Genomic DNA, 14,627 nt, shown 5'->3' with positions numbered 1-14,627 from the left:
CATGTACCTGAAAACTCTAAACCTCCGACAATTTCGCAATTATCAAGACCAAAAGGTTGAGTTTACTGCTGCTAAAACAATTTTGGTAGGAAATAACGCTCAGGGAAAGTCGAATTTGTTGGAGGCGGTGGAGTTGCTGGCGACATTGCGATCGCACCGAATGACCCGCGATCGCGATTTGGTTCAAGAAGAGTCAGCCATAGCCCAAATTAATGCCACCCTTGAGCGACAAACAGGTGTTAGTGACCTGACCTTAACACTCCGCCGCAATGGTCGCCGTAGCGTTGCTCTCAATGGTGAATTGATCCGCCGTCAAATGGATTTTCTCGGCGTTCTCAATGCAGTCCAATTTTCGAGCTTGGATTTAGAACTAGTACGCGGCGGCCCCGAAGGCCGCCGCAACTGGTTAGATACACTCTTAATTCAACTTGAACCAGTTTATGCTCACATTTTGCAGCAGTATAACCATGTATTACGCCAGCGCAATGCCTTTTTAAAACGCCATATAGAGACGTTGCATCCAAAGTCTTTACACTCAGAACTGGCGGTGTGGGATGCACAATTAGCTACCACCGGAACCAGAGTAATTAGACGACGCGATCGCGCCATCCAAAGATTAGCTCCCATTGCTACTGCTTGGCACGCCAGTATCAGTGGAAGTACTGAAATTCTGCAAATCAAGTATGTCCCGAATATTCCTTTAGAGGATAACCATCCAGAAGAAGTGCAACAAGCTTTTTTAGCAAAAATTCAGCAGCGAGCCGTTGCTGAAATGCACCAAGGCACTACCCTTGTCGGACCCCATCGAGACGAAATAGAATTAACCATTAACCAGACACCCGCTCGTCAATACGGTTCTCAAGGTCAACAACGAACGCTGGTTCTAGCTTTAAAATTAGCTGAATTACAATTAATTGAAGAAGTCGTCAAAGAGCCACCATTACTATTACTTGATGATGTTCTTGCCGAACTAGATTTATCCCGCCAAAATCAATTGCTTGATGCTATTCAAGACCGCTTTCAGACCCTGATTACTACCACTCATCTGGGGTCTTTTGATTCCCAGTGGTTGAAGTCCTCCCAAATTCTTTTTGTCAAAGCAGGACAAATAATCGGACAGTTATAATAGTTATGGGGACTTTCGCTATCTCTGGTAATGATTTTTTTTGATTGGTGACATTATTCCCAGATGTAAATATTTGAAGCAGAAAGTCTACTTCTAGTAAAGAGCGATCGCCTGCTTTCATATTTAATAAAACTAACGCTTCCCCTGCTTAAACTCTACTTTATACTAAATCGACAAACGGAGTTTGCAACTGACGTAGATCATCTTTGTAAGGGACTGACAAATAAAAAAACATCCCAAATTTTTTGTGGGATGGGTGTCCCCACCCTTTCCAGATTTAGGGCGCTCATGTTGCCCACCCCACAAAATGGATAATTTATTTCTTGTCAGTCCCTACCTAATGTGAAAGCCTTCATTTCCTGTAGGGGCAATTCATGAATTGCCCCTACTTCATGGGTAAGTTTGATGTCTAATAATGAGTGCCCGTTTTCCGATGGTTGATGGCGGTAACTGCATCAGGTTTGAGTAATTTACCTTCGTCTACAGTTGCATAGACAACCCAATGATCGCCACATTCCAGACGTTGACTGACTGAGCATTCCAAATATGCTAGCGCGTCAGTGAGGACGGTACAGCCGTTATCTGCAACTGCTGTACTAAAGTTGGCAAATCGATCTTCCCCAGGTGCGAAAGATTTACGGAAATGCTTCATGTAATCTTGATGATTGCCTTCAGGTAGAATATTTAAGGCAAACTTACCGCCTGGATACATCAAAGATTCGATCGCTCGCTCTTTGGCGATCGCCACAGTTATTCCGGGTGGGTTGAAGGTGGCTTGAGAAACCCAAGCGCCTAACATTGCGGTAGAAACTTCTCCAAGTTTAGCTGTCACCACACAGACGGAACCAACGATCCGACCAACAGCTTGTTCTACAGGGGTAGCGGCTTGTTGGGGTACGCGTACCTTTTTAGCTTTTCTCAGTGTTTGGGCAAAGTCTGTACCTAGTTCCTCACAAAATTTGAGAGTGACATCATCAGGTTTAAACTTCACCTTTAAGGTATCAAAGCCAAAGCGATATCCAGAATCCCGAAGTTTACCTTCGATTAAGTCAAATGCTTCGCCACTCCAGCCGTAAGAACCAAATACCCCAGCGAGTTTGCTGTTGTCACCGCTTGATAACACAATCCCTAAAGCAGTATGAATAGGGGTTGGCGCATGACCACCGATGGTAGGAGAACCGATGATAAAACCCTCTGACTGTGCCAGATTGATGCGAATTTCATCAGGGGTAGCAAATTCGCAGTTGATGGATTTAACCGCGACTCCACCTTTAGTTAATCCCAGAGCGATCGCGTGTGCTAAAGTCGCCGTATTCCCGTAAGCTGAAGCGTAAAGTAGGGCAACAGAAATCTCGCGATCGTTGTGAGAACGGCTCCATTCTCCATAAGCTTTGGTGAGTTCAATTAAGCCAGTGCGTACCAATGGCCCGTGACCCACAGCATACATTCTCACCTGCAAATCTGATATTTTCTCCAAAGCTGCCTGCACATGAGGAGTTTGGGGAGCCATCAGGCAGTTAAAGTAGTAACGCTGGTCTTCTTTGAGCGCTTCCCAGTTATCATCAAACACTTCATCACCACAGAGATGAGTTGCAAATAACTTATCTGTGTAGAGAATTTGGGTTTGCTGATCGTAGGTACAAAGTCCTTCCGGCCAGCGTGGACTGGGAGTGGGGAAGAATTTCAAAACATGACCCTTGCCTAAATCCAGAGTTTCTTTCCCCCGCATCACCAGCACATTTAAATCTTGCTCTAGAAAAGCAGCACGCAAATTGTTCGCACCGGGAAGAGAACAAACAAAAGTTACCTGTGGTGCCAGTTCTAAAATTGCTTTGAGGGTTGCAACTCGGTTGGGATTAAAATGACCCAGGATAATATAATCCAAAGTTTTCAAATCTAAAGTCTGCCGCAATGCCTCTAAATAAATTTCGGTAAAGCTTTCTGGCGGTGGATCAATAAGTGCGGTTTTATCAGCTTCAATTAAATAGCAATTAGAGGTAGTACCTCTTTCAAGTGCATATTCAATTTCAAACCGCAGACGTGACCAACTACGTGCCCTGATCGCCTTAGTATTTGTAGCAATTGGTAAAACTTGTACGTCGCGTGGCTTGGAATTGGTCATAGCTGTTTTATAGTTGGGGAACAGAGACTAGGGACTGGGGATTGGGGATTGGGGACTAGGGACTGGGGAATGGGGACTAGGGAATGCGGACTGGGGATTGGGGAATGGGGACTGGGCAAGAGTTTTCCCAATACCCAATTCCTTAGTAGTAATTACCTACTTTGCGATGGCGAACGGCTGTCAATCCGTCATTTTTAGAGACACGACCTTCTTGGACGGTGCAGTATAAAATCCAGTGATCGCTGCATTCCATGCTGCTCTGGATTTCACATTCGATGTATGCTAGAGCATCAGTTAGAATCGGAGAACCGTTTTTTGCGGTTTGAGTTTTCACTCCTGCAAAACGGTCAGCACCGGGATGCAAGCGCTTGAGAAAGTGCTTTTTGAGTTCTTGAAAATTGCCTTCTTCCAAAACATTGAGGACGAAGCGATCGCCTACTTGCATTAAGGAATCAATGGCGCGGTCTTTAGCAACGGCAATTGTCAATCCTAATGGTTGCAAACTCGCTTGCGTTACCCAGGATGCCAGCATTGCACTTGACACGTTATCTTTTTTGGTAGTAACTATATATAGTCCACTACTAATGCGACCCAGCGCCTTTTCCATGTTGACATCAAGGGACTTGATTTGCTTGATGTTGCGTTCGCGGACTAGCAATTGTCCAATGTCTTTACCCGCTTCTTCACACAATTGGAATGTTGATGCGCTGGGAGCTTCTTTAATCCGAATGGGTGGGAAAGCTTCTTTGATGCCAGAGTCAAGAAATTGTCTGCGGAGTGTATCAATGGGTTCATCATCCCCACCGTAACATTCAAACAGCCCAAGAAATTGCTTGTTCTTGGCAACAGCTAGCACCGAACTGATACTAGCTTGGGCGGCGGCGGCGGTAGTGGGGGGCATACCGATAATGATCCCAGCTGCTCTCCCGGCTAGTTCTTGAATTTCTTGGCTCCCAGCAGTACTCAGATCCAGTACTTCTACCCCAACGCCAGTTTTCAGTATACCTTCGGCAATTGCGTGACCAAGGCGTTCGCCATACCCATATTCTGAGACAAAAAATAAGCCAACTGTTGTTTCTGCTTTAGCTTGTTTTTGGCTCCAGTTTTCGTAGCAGCCGGTTAGAACATCTAAATGGTGGTATAATAATGGTCCGTGACCGTTGGCGATAATATTAATCTTTCCGAGATCACCCATCCGCTTCATCGCATTCACCAGCGAACGAGCATTAGGACCCATCAAGCAGTCGTAGTAAAATCTAAAGTCAGCTTCGATCGCTTCTAAATCTTCGTCGAAGGTGCGATCGTCACAGAAGTGCATCCCAAAAGCATCACAGGTGTACAGAATTTGGGTTTTGCGGTCAAAGCTAAAGATTGTATCTGGCCAGTGTAGGTTAGGCGCACTCACGAATTCCATTTCGTGACCTTTACCAATATCGATGCGATCGCCAGTTTTGACAACCCGCTTAGAAAATGGATCGTGTACTAAGCCTTCCAAAAACTGAAGTGCAACTTTTGAGGCTAAGACGGTAGCTCTAGGAGCTAACTGGAGAACATCTTCTACTAAACCGCTATGATCTGGCTCTGTGTGACTGACAATTATGTAATCAATTGTTTTGGGGTTAACAAGACCTTTGAGAGTCTCTAAATACAGATCGCGAAACTTCTGGTGAGAAGTATCAATCAAAACTGTTTGTTCGCCCCTAATTAGATATGAATTATAGGTTGTGCCGTTTTGCAGTCCGAATTCGATATCGAAGCGATCGCGGTCCCAATCAAGAGAGCGAATCGCCGTTGTGTTAGGGGCAATTTCTACAGTTTGTATAGTTAGCCGATGTTGAGCGTTCTCTGCGTTGGCCTTGCCGGTCGTAGACATCGATACCATTATTCGTCTCCGAGCGCAAATTAACAGGTTTTTCTTCTGCCCCCATTCTCTCTATTATTTTTTGTTTAAGTTGTAATAAATATCAGTTTTTTTAAAATTTAACTTGTATCAAATATTGCTGTTTTTTAGCAAAATTTATGACTCAAAAAATATACTAATTATTAATTTATTTCTCAAAAATTACTGAGTATTTAATTTTGCTATTTATCTAGTTTTATCCTAATTCAAAAATATCATGCCGATCATATTTTGTGACAAAAAAAGCATAATTTGACGCTTCATAAAAATCCTCTCTATTTCTCTTCTCTCTGTGTTCTCTGCGTCTCTGTGGTTCGTTTCCTTGAATAATTTATTTCTTGAAAGTCCCTTAAGATAAAACCCCTTTAAAACCTTGTTTCCAGCCAGAGGCTGGAAATGCAGATCAATTGCGGCTCTGCTGCAAGTCTTGAGGCGGCAGCCCCAACGACGGGCATTCCCAGTCATAGCCTACTGTGTACACACAAGTTGGTTAAACCCATATCCCGCCAGCGATTTAAATCGCTGGCTAACAGCACAAGTACATTTTAATGGACTCCCACGCCGACAATATTAGTCATCTTTTAGATGACTTTGGCTATTAGACAACGGTTTACAACCGTTGGCGGGCTGGGTATGTACAGCGCGCGAAATTATGCATTTAGGCAATTCTATGACTTGTGTGTACACCGTAGGTCATAGACTGGGAACGAGACAACTTATTTAACCATCAAAGTTAGTGTGGTGGACTACTAGAGAACTGTTTTTTCTCTGCTTTCGTTTAGATAATCTTTTCTCAGATATCCTTAGATTTAGTGTTCAAGTTTTCATAAATAGACATAATACTGTGTCTCTATTGATGAAAGTGTATAAGATGGTCATAGCTTTGAGCTATCAGCCATCAGCCACCAGTTCCCAGCCGGAAGCTGAGATGCCGAATACTCAAGGCTTTTGATTCAACTTAACAAATTGACTATGAATTCTGAACAAGTCAAAAATTCTCTAAATATTTCCCCAGCTATACGCGTGGGAGTACTAGGTTTCGGCGGACTCGGACAAGCAGCAGCCAAGGTAGTTGCTGGCAAACAAGAAATGATTTTAGTCGCAGCAGCAGATCAAAAAGGCTACGCTTACACTGCTGACGGTTTAAATACTGAAGAATCTATTGCAACCTATCAATCCCAAGGTTCAGTGGGTTATTTAGAGCCAGTTGGGACATTAACAAATCAAAGTATTCAAGATTTAATCGAAATAGCTCAACCTGTTGATGGGTATTTTTTGGCTTTACCCAACCTACCAAATGACTTTATTCCCACTGTCGCCAAGGAGTTTATCAAATCTGGTTGGCGTGGGGTGCTAGTAGATGCAATTAAACGCACCACTGCTGTAGAACAACTCCTCGCAATGAAAGAGGAACTGCAAGCCGCCGGCATTACCTATATGACAGGATGTGGTGCTACACCTGGACTGTTAACAGCCGCAGCAGCATTAGCCGCCCAAAGCTTCGCTGAAATTCATCAAGTTGAAATTACCTTTGGGGTGGGAATTGCTAATTGGGAAGCTTACCGCGCCACCGTTCGGGAGGACATCGGCCATATACCTGGTTACACAGTAGAAACTGCTAGGGCGATGACTGATGCAGAAGTAGAAGCACTACTAGATAAAACTAATGGTGTGCTTACCTTGACAAATATGGAACACGCTGACGATGTGATGTTAGAAGTAGCGGGGATAGTGGGGCGCGATCGCGTTACAGTTGGTGGTGTAGTCGATACCCGCAATTCCAAAAAGCCCATCAGCACCAATGTGAAGGTCACAGGACGTACCTTTGAAGGGAAGATTTCTACCCACACCTTTACTCTAGGAGATGAAACCAGCATGGCAGCCAATGTCTGCGGTCCTGCCTTTGGCTATCTCAAAGCTGGTAAACAATTGCACCAACGCGGCATCTATGGAATATTCACTGCTGCCGAAATTATGCCTCAATTTGTTAGGTAAATAGGGGAATGGGGACTGGGGACTGGGGACTAGGGACTGGGGACTAGGGACTAGGGACTAGGGACTAGGGACTAGGGACTAGTTTTCTTTCGCAATCCCCAATCCCCAATCCCCAATCCCCTATTTATAATAGTATTTCGGTGCTAATAAATCGGAGGTAAGTGTGACCACTACGGTACACTGGCAGGAACGGGTTGGTAATCAAAGGGATTGGATTTGGCGTGGCTGGCAAACTCGCTACACTTACATTCGCCCTAGCCAAAATCACCACAAGACAACACCGCTAATTCTGTTACATGGCTTTGGTGCTTCCATTGGTCATTGGCGACATAATTTAGAGGTGTTGGGTGAGCATCACACAGTTTACGCCATAGATATGTTGGGTTTTGGTGCTTCTGAAAAAGCCGCAGCTAATTACAGCATCGAATTCTGGGTTGAGCAGGTTTACGATTTCTGGAAAACATTTATCCGTCAACCAGCAATATTAATAGGTAATTCCAACGGCTCACTTATTTCCATGGCCGCCGCCGCCACCCACCCCGATATGGTACAGGGCATGGTGATGATGAGTTTACCCGATCCGTCATTAGAACAAGAAGCAATTCCCCCTGCGCTGCGCCCACTCGTCACAGCAATTAAAAATATTGTCGCTTCGCCATTGATACTGAAACCTGTGTTTAACTTCGTGCGCCGTCCTGGGGTGCTGCGTCGCTGGGCTAGTATCGCCTACGCTAACCCAGAGGCAATTACCGATGAACTCATCGAAATTTTAGCAGGGCCTCCCCAAGATCGCGGTTCTGCTAGGGCATTTAGTGCTTTGTTTAAAGCTGCCATCGGAATTAATTTTAGTCCCAGTGTCAAGACAGTATTACCAACCTTAACAATTCCGATGCTTTTAATTTGGGGACAAAAAGATCGGTTTGTTCCCCCAGCCCTAGCTAGCCAATTTGCTCAGTACAACGAAAAATTGGAACTGCTGAATTTGGAAGATGTGGGGCATTGTCCCCATGATGAATGTCCAGAACAAGTTAATCAAGCGATTTTAGATTGGATTGAGAGATGGGTTGGCGTAGGCGAAGCCCAACCCAGGCATCGCCAACCGTTGGTTATTCCCTAAATGTTATATGTTTGGGTGCGATCGCGTCAGCACACCTAGCCAATGGTCGCTTGATTAGAGTCAACATCTGTAGTGCCACTCACAGAACGCGCCACAGAAATCATCTGATTGAGTATTTCTTGACTAGGAACTTCACCTTTCAATACCACGGTGCTACCAGTTTGAGCCACCCAAAGGGTATTAACATCATCAAGTTGGGGGTCTTCATCAAATGCCAATGCTACCCGCTTTGCTAAACCACTTTGGTCATATTCTCCGCTTAATCCCAGACGTTCTGGGGGTATTGATTGCGTAGCAGTAGAAGCGTCATCAGTACTAGAATCTTGGGCTATCGCCTGTGGAGCCGGATTTACTTCTGCATTTTCAGGTTTTTCCATTCCAAATAATCTTTGTAACCAACCCATAAAAACTTTTCTCCGATTAGAGGCTTAACAAATCTGAGTATAAAAGCTTTGCAACAAAAGCTGCATCTACCAACAAAAAGATATACATTCGATGAAATTTTTGCTTGCAGGATGATTTCTACACAAATTATCTATTGAGAATGCAATGAGTGCAACCATTAAGTTTAAAATAAAAGGTCGCACTGATTTTTTAGTGCGGTAGTACGTCTAGCGTAGCCCTTAGCTAGTGTCTGCGTTACTCAATTCCTGCTCTAGCCTCTGTTGGCGAAGATGAAACATACCCTTTCAGTTCTCGTAGAAGATGAGGCGGGTGTTCTTTCCCGCATTTCTGGTTTATTTGCGCGTCGCGGCTTTAATATTGAAAGCCTTGCTGTTGGTCCTGCCGAACAAGGAGGAGTCTCCCGAATTACAATGGTTATACCTGGTGACGATCGCGTCATCGAGCAACTCACCAAGCAACTGTACAAATTAGTCAATGTCCTGAAAGTACAGGACATTACCGAAACCCCTTGCGTCGAGCGCGAATTGATGCTTTTGAAGGTGAATGCTAGTAGCAGCAATCGCTCAGAAGTGATCGAACTCTCTCAGATTTTCCGGGCGCGAGTCGTAGACGTGGCAGAAGATTCTCTCACCTTAGAAGTTGTGGGAGATCCAGGTAAAATGGTAGCGATCGTGCAAGTGCTGCAAAAATTTGGTTTGAGAGAAATCGCCCGCACTGGCAAAATTGCCCTAACTCGTGAGTCGGGTGTGAATACCGAGTTACTCAAATCTTTGGAAGCAAAGGTTTAGTTGGGAATTGAAATTAAGACTCAGAAATACTCAACCGCAAGCACATAAATCAAACGCCGCAGAAGTCATAGTAGCAATTGTTACTATGACTTCTCCTTAGGGACTACATAGGTTCTTATGCAACACTGACTCCTAGCGTATAAGACAAATCATCTCTAGAGATGTTATTGGGATTAGAGAAAGTTCCGCCATCTTGAGGTAAGAAAGCATATTTACTCACTGAAATTGAGTACGTACCTGCACTGAGGAAACTGCTGATTAATGACGAACTGCTAGCGCCATTATCATCATTAGATTGCACTAAAGCCCCAGTATCGTTAAACAGTCCGAGAACTGTATCTCCAGATGTCGCTGTATTGATAGTCACAGTTCCTGCATTTGCTAAAGAAAATGTAAAAAAGTCGAAATCGGCATTGTCACCCGGTTGAACTGTTGCAATCTGGCCTGAAAGATTAACGTTTGAGCCTGATGATAAAGAACCTAACCCTTCAGCGCTGTCTAGTGTGTTGTTTGTAGCTTCTCCAGCATCTTCTCGCTCATAGAAAAGGAAGTCATCACTATCAAGTCTGAGATTGTTTCTCCCCTGCACAACACCTATAATCTCATCTGGCTCTGATCCGGGTTTGTCTACGAATATTCGGGTGTTGGTTCCAACAACTTGCAGGCGGTAATCTTGTAAAGGTCCTTTGAGTTCAATTCGATCTTGGCTTGAGTTGAAGTCAGTAAGAGTAGCTAAATCCCCAAAACCAGGATTCACACTATTGTTATCGTCGTAGAAAACATTTAGAGCGTCCCCCAGGATAAATCTATCTGCCCCAGCCCCGCCAGTTAAGGTATCAGCCTCCCCTAATCCAGGTGGAAGCAGACTACCGGGAAAATTACCGATGAGGATATCGTCTCCAGCCCCCCCATTGAGTATGTCATTGCCAGGTCCACCTTGCAGGCTATCATTGCCATCCTCACCATTCAGGATATCATCGCCGATATTACCGTCTAGTGTGTCATCGCCTACTCTTCCATTCAGAGTGTTGTTAAAAGTATTACCAAAGAGGAAGTTATCAAGACTGTTACCTGTGCCATTGACAGCGCTAGTTCCCGTCACCCTGAGGTTCTCCACATTAGCACCCAGTGTGTAGGTGGCAGAAGACCGAACGACATCTGTGCCTGAATCAGCAGCCTCGGTAATGATGTCAATATTACTGTCAACAATATAAGTGTCGTTGCCTGCTCCCCCATTCAAGCTGTCAGTACCCAAACCACCATCAAGAGTGTCATCTCCAAATCCACCGTTGAGAATATCATTTCCATTTCCACCATTTAGACTATCATTGCCATTTGCACCGGATAATTGGTTATTTTGGTTGTCGCCAATAATGATGTCATTTGCATTTGTGCCGATGACATTATCAAAGTTGACTACAGTAAATGGCAATGTTCCCAAAACAGGAATGTTATTGACAGCCAAACTTTGGGTTTGCAGGTTAATCGTGATAAATATCCCAGCCAGAGATTTGGATGCATCTATGGTGTTATTGGCAACACCAGCATTAGCAATAATCTTTTCTATGTGGAAGAGTTGATCTTGCCCCAATCCCCCAGCTTTTTGAATGGTTCCGACACCTGATAAGGTAATAGTTTGACTTAGTTGACTGTAGTCTACGGTATCAACGCCATCTCCACCATCAATGTTGTCATTACCTTGACTGCCTTTGAAGGTGTCAGTGCCTGCACCACCTTTTAGAGTATCGTTTCCTGCACCTCCATCGAGTGTGTCATTGCCTACACCACCGATTAGGCTGTCATTGCCTGCACCACCAATTAGACTGTCATTACCTGCAACACCATCAAGTGTGTCATTGCCTACACCACCAATTAGAGTATCGTTTCTTGGAGTTCCCGTTGCCATATTATTTATTTCTCCCGAATTTCTCACTAATATGTAAGTTCAGTTTCACTCAAAGAACTATTCATCAGTTCAATGTAGATTACTTGCCATTTGCGTAATCTAATGTTAGTAAACATTAATTATTTGATTAGGAACTTCTAAACAAAAAACATCCAACTACTTATTGTGGGCTGACCCCAAAAGCCCACTTTTGATAGTGAGCAAACGAGACAGCTACTCTACAAAATTAGATAATTTATTTCCTGAAAATCCTAATTTATTACCCAAATGCTAAGTAATTAGGTTCAATATTTTGCCTATTTTTCCCAAACTTTTTGAACTTATCTGTAACTATTTAATTACCATGAAGTACAAGGTTACATTAATTTCTTTACTGAATCTTTAAAATTTCAATAAATCCGATTCATAATACATTGATATATGTTTGTAAGCTTTAATTAAATTATTTGCTCAAATCTACTGTTTTTTTGGTACAAGTTGCCAATTTTTTTAGCTTAACGGTGTATTGTCGTTAACTTAGGTTTCAATATTAAAAGACTATTTTAAATATATAAGTTAAAATAATGTATTCACCCAGAAATATTTGTGCTGGATAAAACTTAAACTTTACATAAATTTTATATAGTTAAAAATTGAATTTCTGTTAGAGATCATTCTCCTTTGGGGGAAAACTTTTCGATTTACTGACATTATGTATAAATTGGAGTTCAGATCCTTTCAGATCGCGCCATTGACCCAATTGTAAGCTATTTAATTGTAGGTGGGCGATGCTGACCCTGACCAGTCGCAAAGTCGGAAACCCTACAGCCGCAGTCATGCGCCGTACTTGGCGGTTTTTTCCCTCTGTCAGAGTCATTTCTAGCCAAGCTGTGGGTACATTTTTGCGAAATCTAATCGGCGGAATGCGTTCAGGTAACTGTGTTTCTTCTGTTAAAAGCCTAACTTCTGCTGGTTGAGTGCGGTAATCTTGAATTTCCACACCTGTTTGCAACTTTTTGATAGCATAAGCATCTGGAATTCGCTCTACCTGTACCCAGTAAGTACGTTTATGACCAAAATGTGGATGGGCGAGGCGATGTTGCAATTGTCCATCGTTTGTTAACAGCAGCAATCCTTCACTATCCCAGTCTAAGCGTCCCACAGGATAGACATCAGGCACATCAATATAATCTTTTAGGGTGCTATGTGTGGGTGCGTCTTTTGTAAACTGACTGAGAACACCATAAGGTTTGTAAAAAATAATATATCGGTAGTTATTGGGCATCGGATAAAAGTTCAAGAAAGCAAACTAGCAGAATTAACATCCAAAAATAATGTTGCTTGAGATTGTTGACGAAGAATAGAAGCCGGACAGTTTGTATTTATAGCTCCTTGTAACATCTCTTTTATCACATTAGCTTTACGTTTTTCTGGAGCAAGACAGATAATTTTTTTAGCTGAACAAATCGTCGAGATGGTGATAGTAAAAGCATATTGCGGAACAGTTTCTAGATTCGGAAAGTGACCTGTGCTGACTTGTTGCTGACGGTTCACTGTATCCAGTTTCACCAATTTCACACTGTAAGGATCTTGAAAATTTGCTACTGCTGGATCGTTAAAAGCTAAATGTCCATTTTCGCCAATACCGAGACAGCATAAGTCAATGGGTTGTGCTTGCAGTAGTTTCGTGTAACGATCGCACTCTGCTACTGGTTGCAATGTATCACCTTCTATATAGTTAAATTTCTTAGGAACAACCCGCTTCTCTACACGTTCTCGCATATAGCGCCGGAAACTGGCAGAATGGTCAGCAGTAATTCCCAAATATTCATCTAGATGGAACAGAATAATCCGTGACCAATCTACACCACCCAATGCAATCAAAGCATCAAGAAATTTGAGTTGGGAGTTACCTGTTGCTAACAATACAGCAGCTGTATCCTGAAGATTAAGAACTTGCTGTAAATGCTTTTGTGCGATTTCGGCAACACCCTCGGCCATTTCGACTTCAGAGTTATAAATCTGCACTAGTAAATCATCAACGCGAAAAAAGTTTGTAGCGGGTGGCATTTGCTTACACCGAAGGTTATCAATTATACGGCAGTTTGTTGAGAGGTTTTACCTGTCTGCCCTTATATGCGCTATCCAGTATAGATTTTCGGATTTAGTAGATTAATTTATCGGTTTTTGCCCTGTATTGACCAAAGAACAATTATTAAGGACAAAAAAACAATGTAAGCTATTTAAATTAAGTTAACAATTATTTACACTTTAGCAAAAAATTATGGTGGCTGCAATTCTTTTTGACCTAGACGGCACTATTGTCAACACTGACCCCATACACTACCGAGCTTGGCAGGAAATGCTGTCATCTTATAGCATAGAAATTGACGAAACATTTTATAAATCTCGAATTAGTGGGGGGCTAAATCCAGAAATTGTTAAAGACATTCTGCCACAATTATCAGCAGCAGAAGGGCAAAAATTTGCAGACGAAAAAGAAGCGCTTTTCCGTAAACTCGCCTCGAATCTCAAACCCCTGAGTGGATTTTTTGAACTACTAACATGGACAGAGACACACCAGTTAAAGAGGGCATTAGTAACTAATGCCCCTAGATTAAATGCAGAATTTATGCTAGAGGTTTTGGGAATTAAAGAAGCTTTCCATACAGTTGTTTTGGCGGATGATTGTATTGCAGGTAAACCTGACCCTGCACCCTACCAAGTTGCCTTAAACAAGTTGGGCATTACAGCAGAAGAAGCGATCGCTTTAGAAGACTCTCCCTCTGGTATTCGTTCAGCAGTGGGCGCAGATATCCGCACTATTGGTATAGCATCTACCCACGAACCGCAAGTTTTGCAGTCAGTCGGCGCATTTATGGCAATTCCAGATTTTACTGATTTGCAATTGTGGACATTCCTGAACTCATTCATTGAACCAGATTTAAGTGCGATCGCCTCTAATCTTTGAGGGCATTGGGCATTGGGCATTGGGCAAAACAGTTTTGAGTTCTGAGTAAATAAGTGAGATTCCTCACTCAGCAAGGGATAAACGCCCTGCTACCGCTAACAGCACTCTGAAAGTGAAAGTCATCCATAGGGCGACTCTTACCCATGCCCTATTCCCTATTCCCCAAGGGGCTGAAGTTTCCCGCCGCTTTCAATGAAACTAACACTCAGGGCAGCCGCAATCTATTTTTTTATGATAAACAATGATGGGAAATGCAGGATTAGGCAAGAATTCCGCAGGTTTAGATTACCGCAAGAAGCTTTGACTCTCTTAAATTAA

The 14,627-nt window shown here is 43.1% G+C and carries 11 protein-coding genes; 5 read left to right on the top strand and 6 right to left on the bottom strand.

What is annotated here, in order from left to right:
- Position 1 precedes the first annotated feature (1 nt).
- On the top strand, positions 2-1,126 hold the full coding sequence (gene recF / locus V7K50_RS21265) for a DNA replication/repair protein RecF (RefSeq protein ID WP_334963429.1): 1,125 nt from the start codon (positions 2-4) through the stop codon (positions 1,124-1,126).
- A gap of 409 nt (positions 1,127-1,535) precedes the next feature.
- Here recF and V7K50_RS21260 read toward each other — a convergent pair whose 3' ends face one another.
- A complete protein-coding gene (locus tag V7K50_RS21260; protein ID WP_334963427.1) occupies positions 1,536-3,248 on the bottom strand; it encodes a diflavin flavoprotein in 1,713 nt (570 codons plus the stop codon).
- 142 nt (positions 3,249-3,390) lie between these two features.
- Positions 3,391-5,130 (bottom strand): diflavin flavoprotein, encoded by a 1,740-nt coding sequence (locus tag V7K50_RS21255; protein ID WP_334963425.1) that lies wholly within the window; start codon positions 5,128-5,130, stop codon positions 3,391-3,393.
- 990 nt (positions 5,131-6,120) lie between these two features.
- Between V7K50_RS21255 and bioU the strand changes: the two genes are divergently transcribed.
- Together bioU and V7K50_RS21245 are read left to right on the top strand one after the other, a co-directional pair.
- The gene (bioU, locus tag V7K50_RS21250) at positions 6,121-7,143 is read left to right on the top strand and encodes a (S)-8-amino-7-oxononanoate synthase BioU (RefSeq protein WP_334963424.1); all 1,023 of its coding nucleotides are present in this window, start codon (positions 6,121-6,123) and stop codon (positions 7,141-7,143) included.
- A gap of 163 nt (positions 7,144-7,306) precedes the next feature.
- Positions 7,307-8,260 carry an alpha/beta fold hydrolase gene (locus V7K50_RS21245; protein ID WP_334963423.1) on the top strand — a complete coding sequence of 318 codons (954 nt, stop codon included), beginning with the start codon at positions 7,307-7,309 and terminating at the stop codon, positions 8,258-8,260.
- A 35-nt stretch (positions 8,261-8,295) separates the two neighbouring features.
- Here the strand turns inward: V7K50_RS21245 and V7K50_RS21240 are convergent, their stop codons facing one another.
- On the bottom strand, positions 8,296-8,664 hold the full coding sequence (locus tag V7K50_RS21240; RefSeq protein ID WP_334963421.1) for a BON domain-containing protein: 369 nt from the start codon (positions 8,662-8,664) through the stop codon (positions 8,296-8,298).
- Positions 8,665-8,934: 270 nt separating this feature from the next.
- Here V7K50_RS21240 and ilvN point away from each other — a divergent pair, with 270 nt between their 5' ends.
- Complete coding sequence (gene ilvN / locus V7K50_RS21235) at positions 8,935-9,453, top strand: acetolactate synthase small subunit (protein ID WP_292771441.1); 519 nt, start codon at positions 8,935-8,937, stop codon at positions 9,451-9,453.
- A gap of 115 nt (positions 9,454-9,568) precedes the next feature.
- On the opposite strand, the gene V7K50_RS21230 is transcribed toward ilvN, so the two are convergent.
- The 3 genes from V7K50_RS21230 to V7K50_RS21220 form a co-directional block, all read right to left on the bottom strand.
- Positions 9,569-11,359 carry a calcium-binding protein gene (locus V7K50_RS21230; RefSeq protein ID WP_334963419.1) on the bottom strand — a complete coding sequence of 597 codons (1,791 nt, stop codon included), beginning with the start codon at positions 11,357-11,359 and terminating at the stop codon, positions 9,569-9,571.
- Positions 11,360-12,002: 643 nt separating this feature from the next.
- Complete coding sequence (locus tag V7K50_RS21225; protein ID WP_334963417.1) at positions 12,003-12,623, bottom strand: rRNA large subunit pseudouridine synthase E; 621 nt, start codon at positions 12,621-12,623, stop codon at positions 12,003-12,005.
- A gap of 11 nt (positions 12,624-12,634) precedes the next feature.
- Positions 12,635-13,408, bottom strand: a complete 774-nt coding sequence (locus V7K50_RS21220; RefSeq protein ID WP_334963415.1) for a glucosamine-6-phosphate deaminase — start codon at positions 13,406-13,408, stop codon at positions 12,635-12,637.
- 214 nt (positions 13,409-13,622) lie between these two features.
- Between V7K50_RS21220 and V7K50_RS21215 the strand changes: the two genes are divergently transcribed.
- Entirely contained in the window at positions 13,623-14,309 is a 687-nt protein-coding gene (locus tag V7K50_RS21215) for an HAD family hydrolase (protein ID WP_334963413.1), read from the top strand.
- Positions 14,310-14,627: the final 318 nt, after the last annotated feature.

It is taken from the genome of Nostoc sp. (assembly GCF_036917135.1).
In the GTDB taxonomy this organism is placed as follows: Bacteria; Cyanobacteriota; Cyanobacteriia; order Cyanobacteriales; family Nostocaceae; genus Nostoc.
This window is presented reverse-complemented; position numbering and strand designations above follow the sequence as displayed.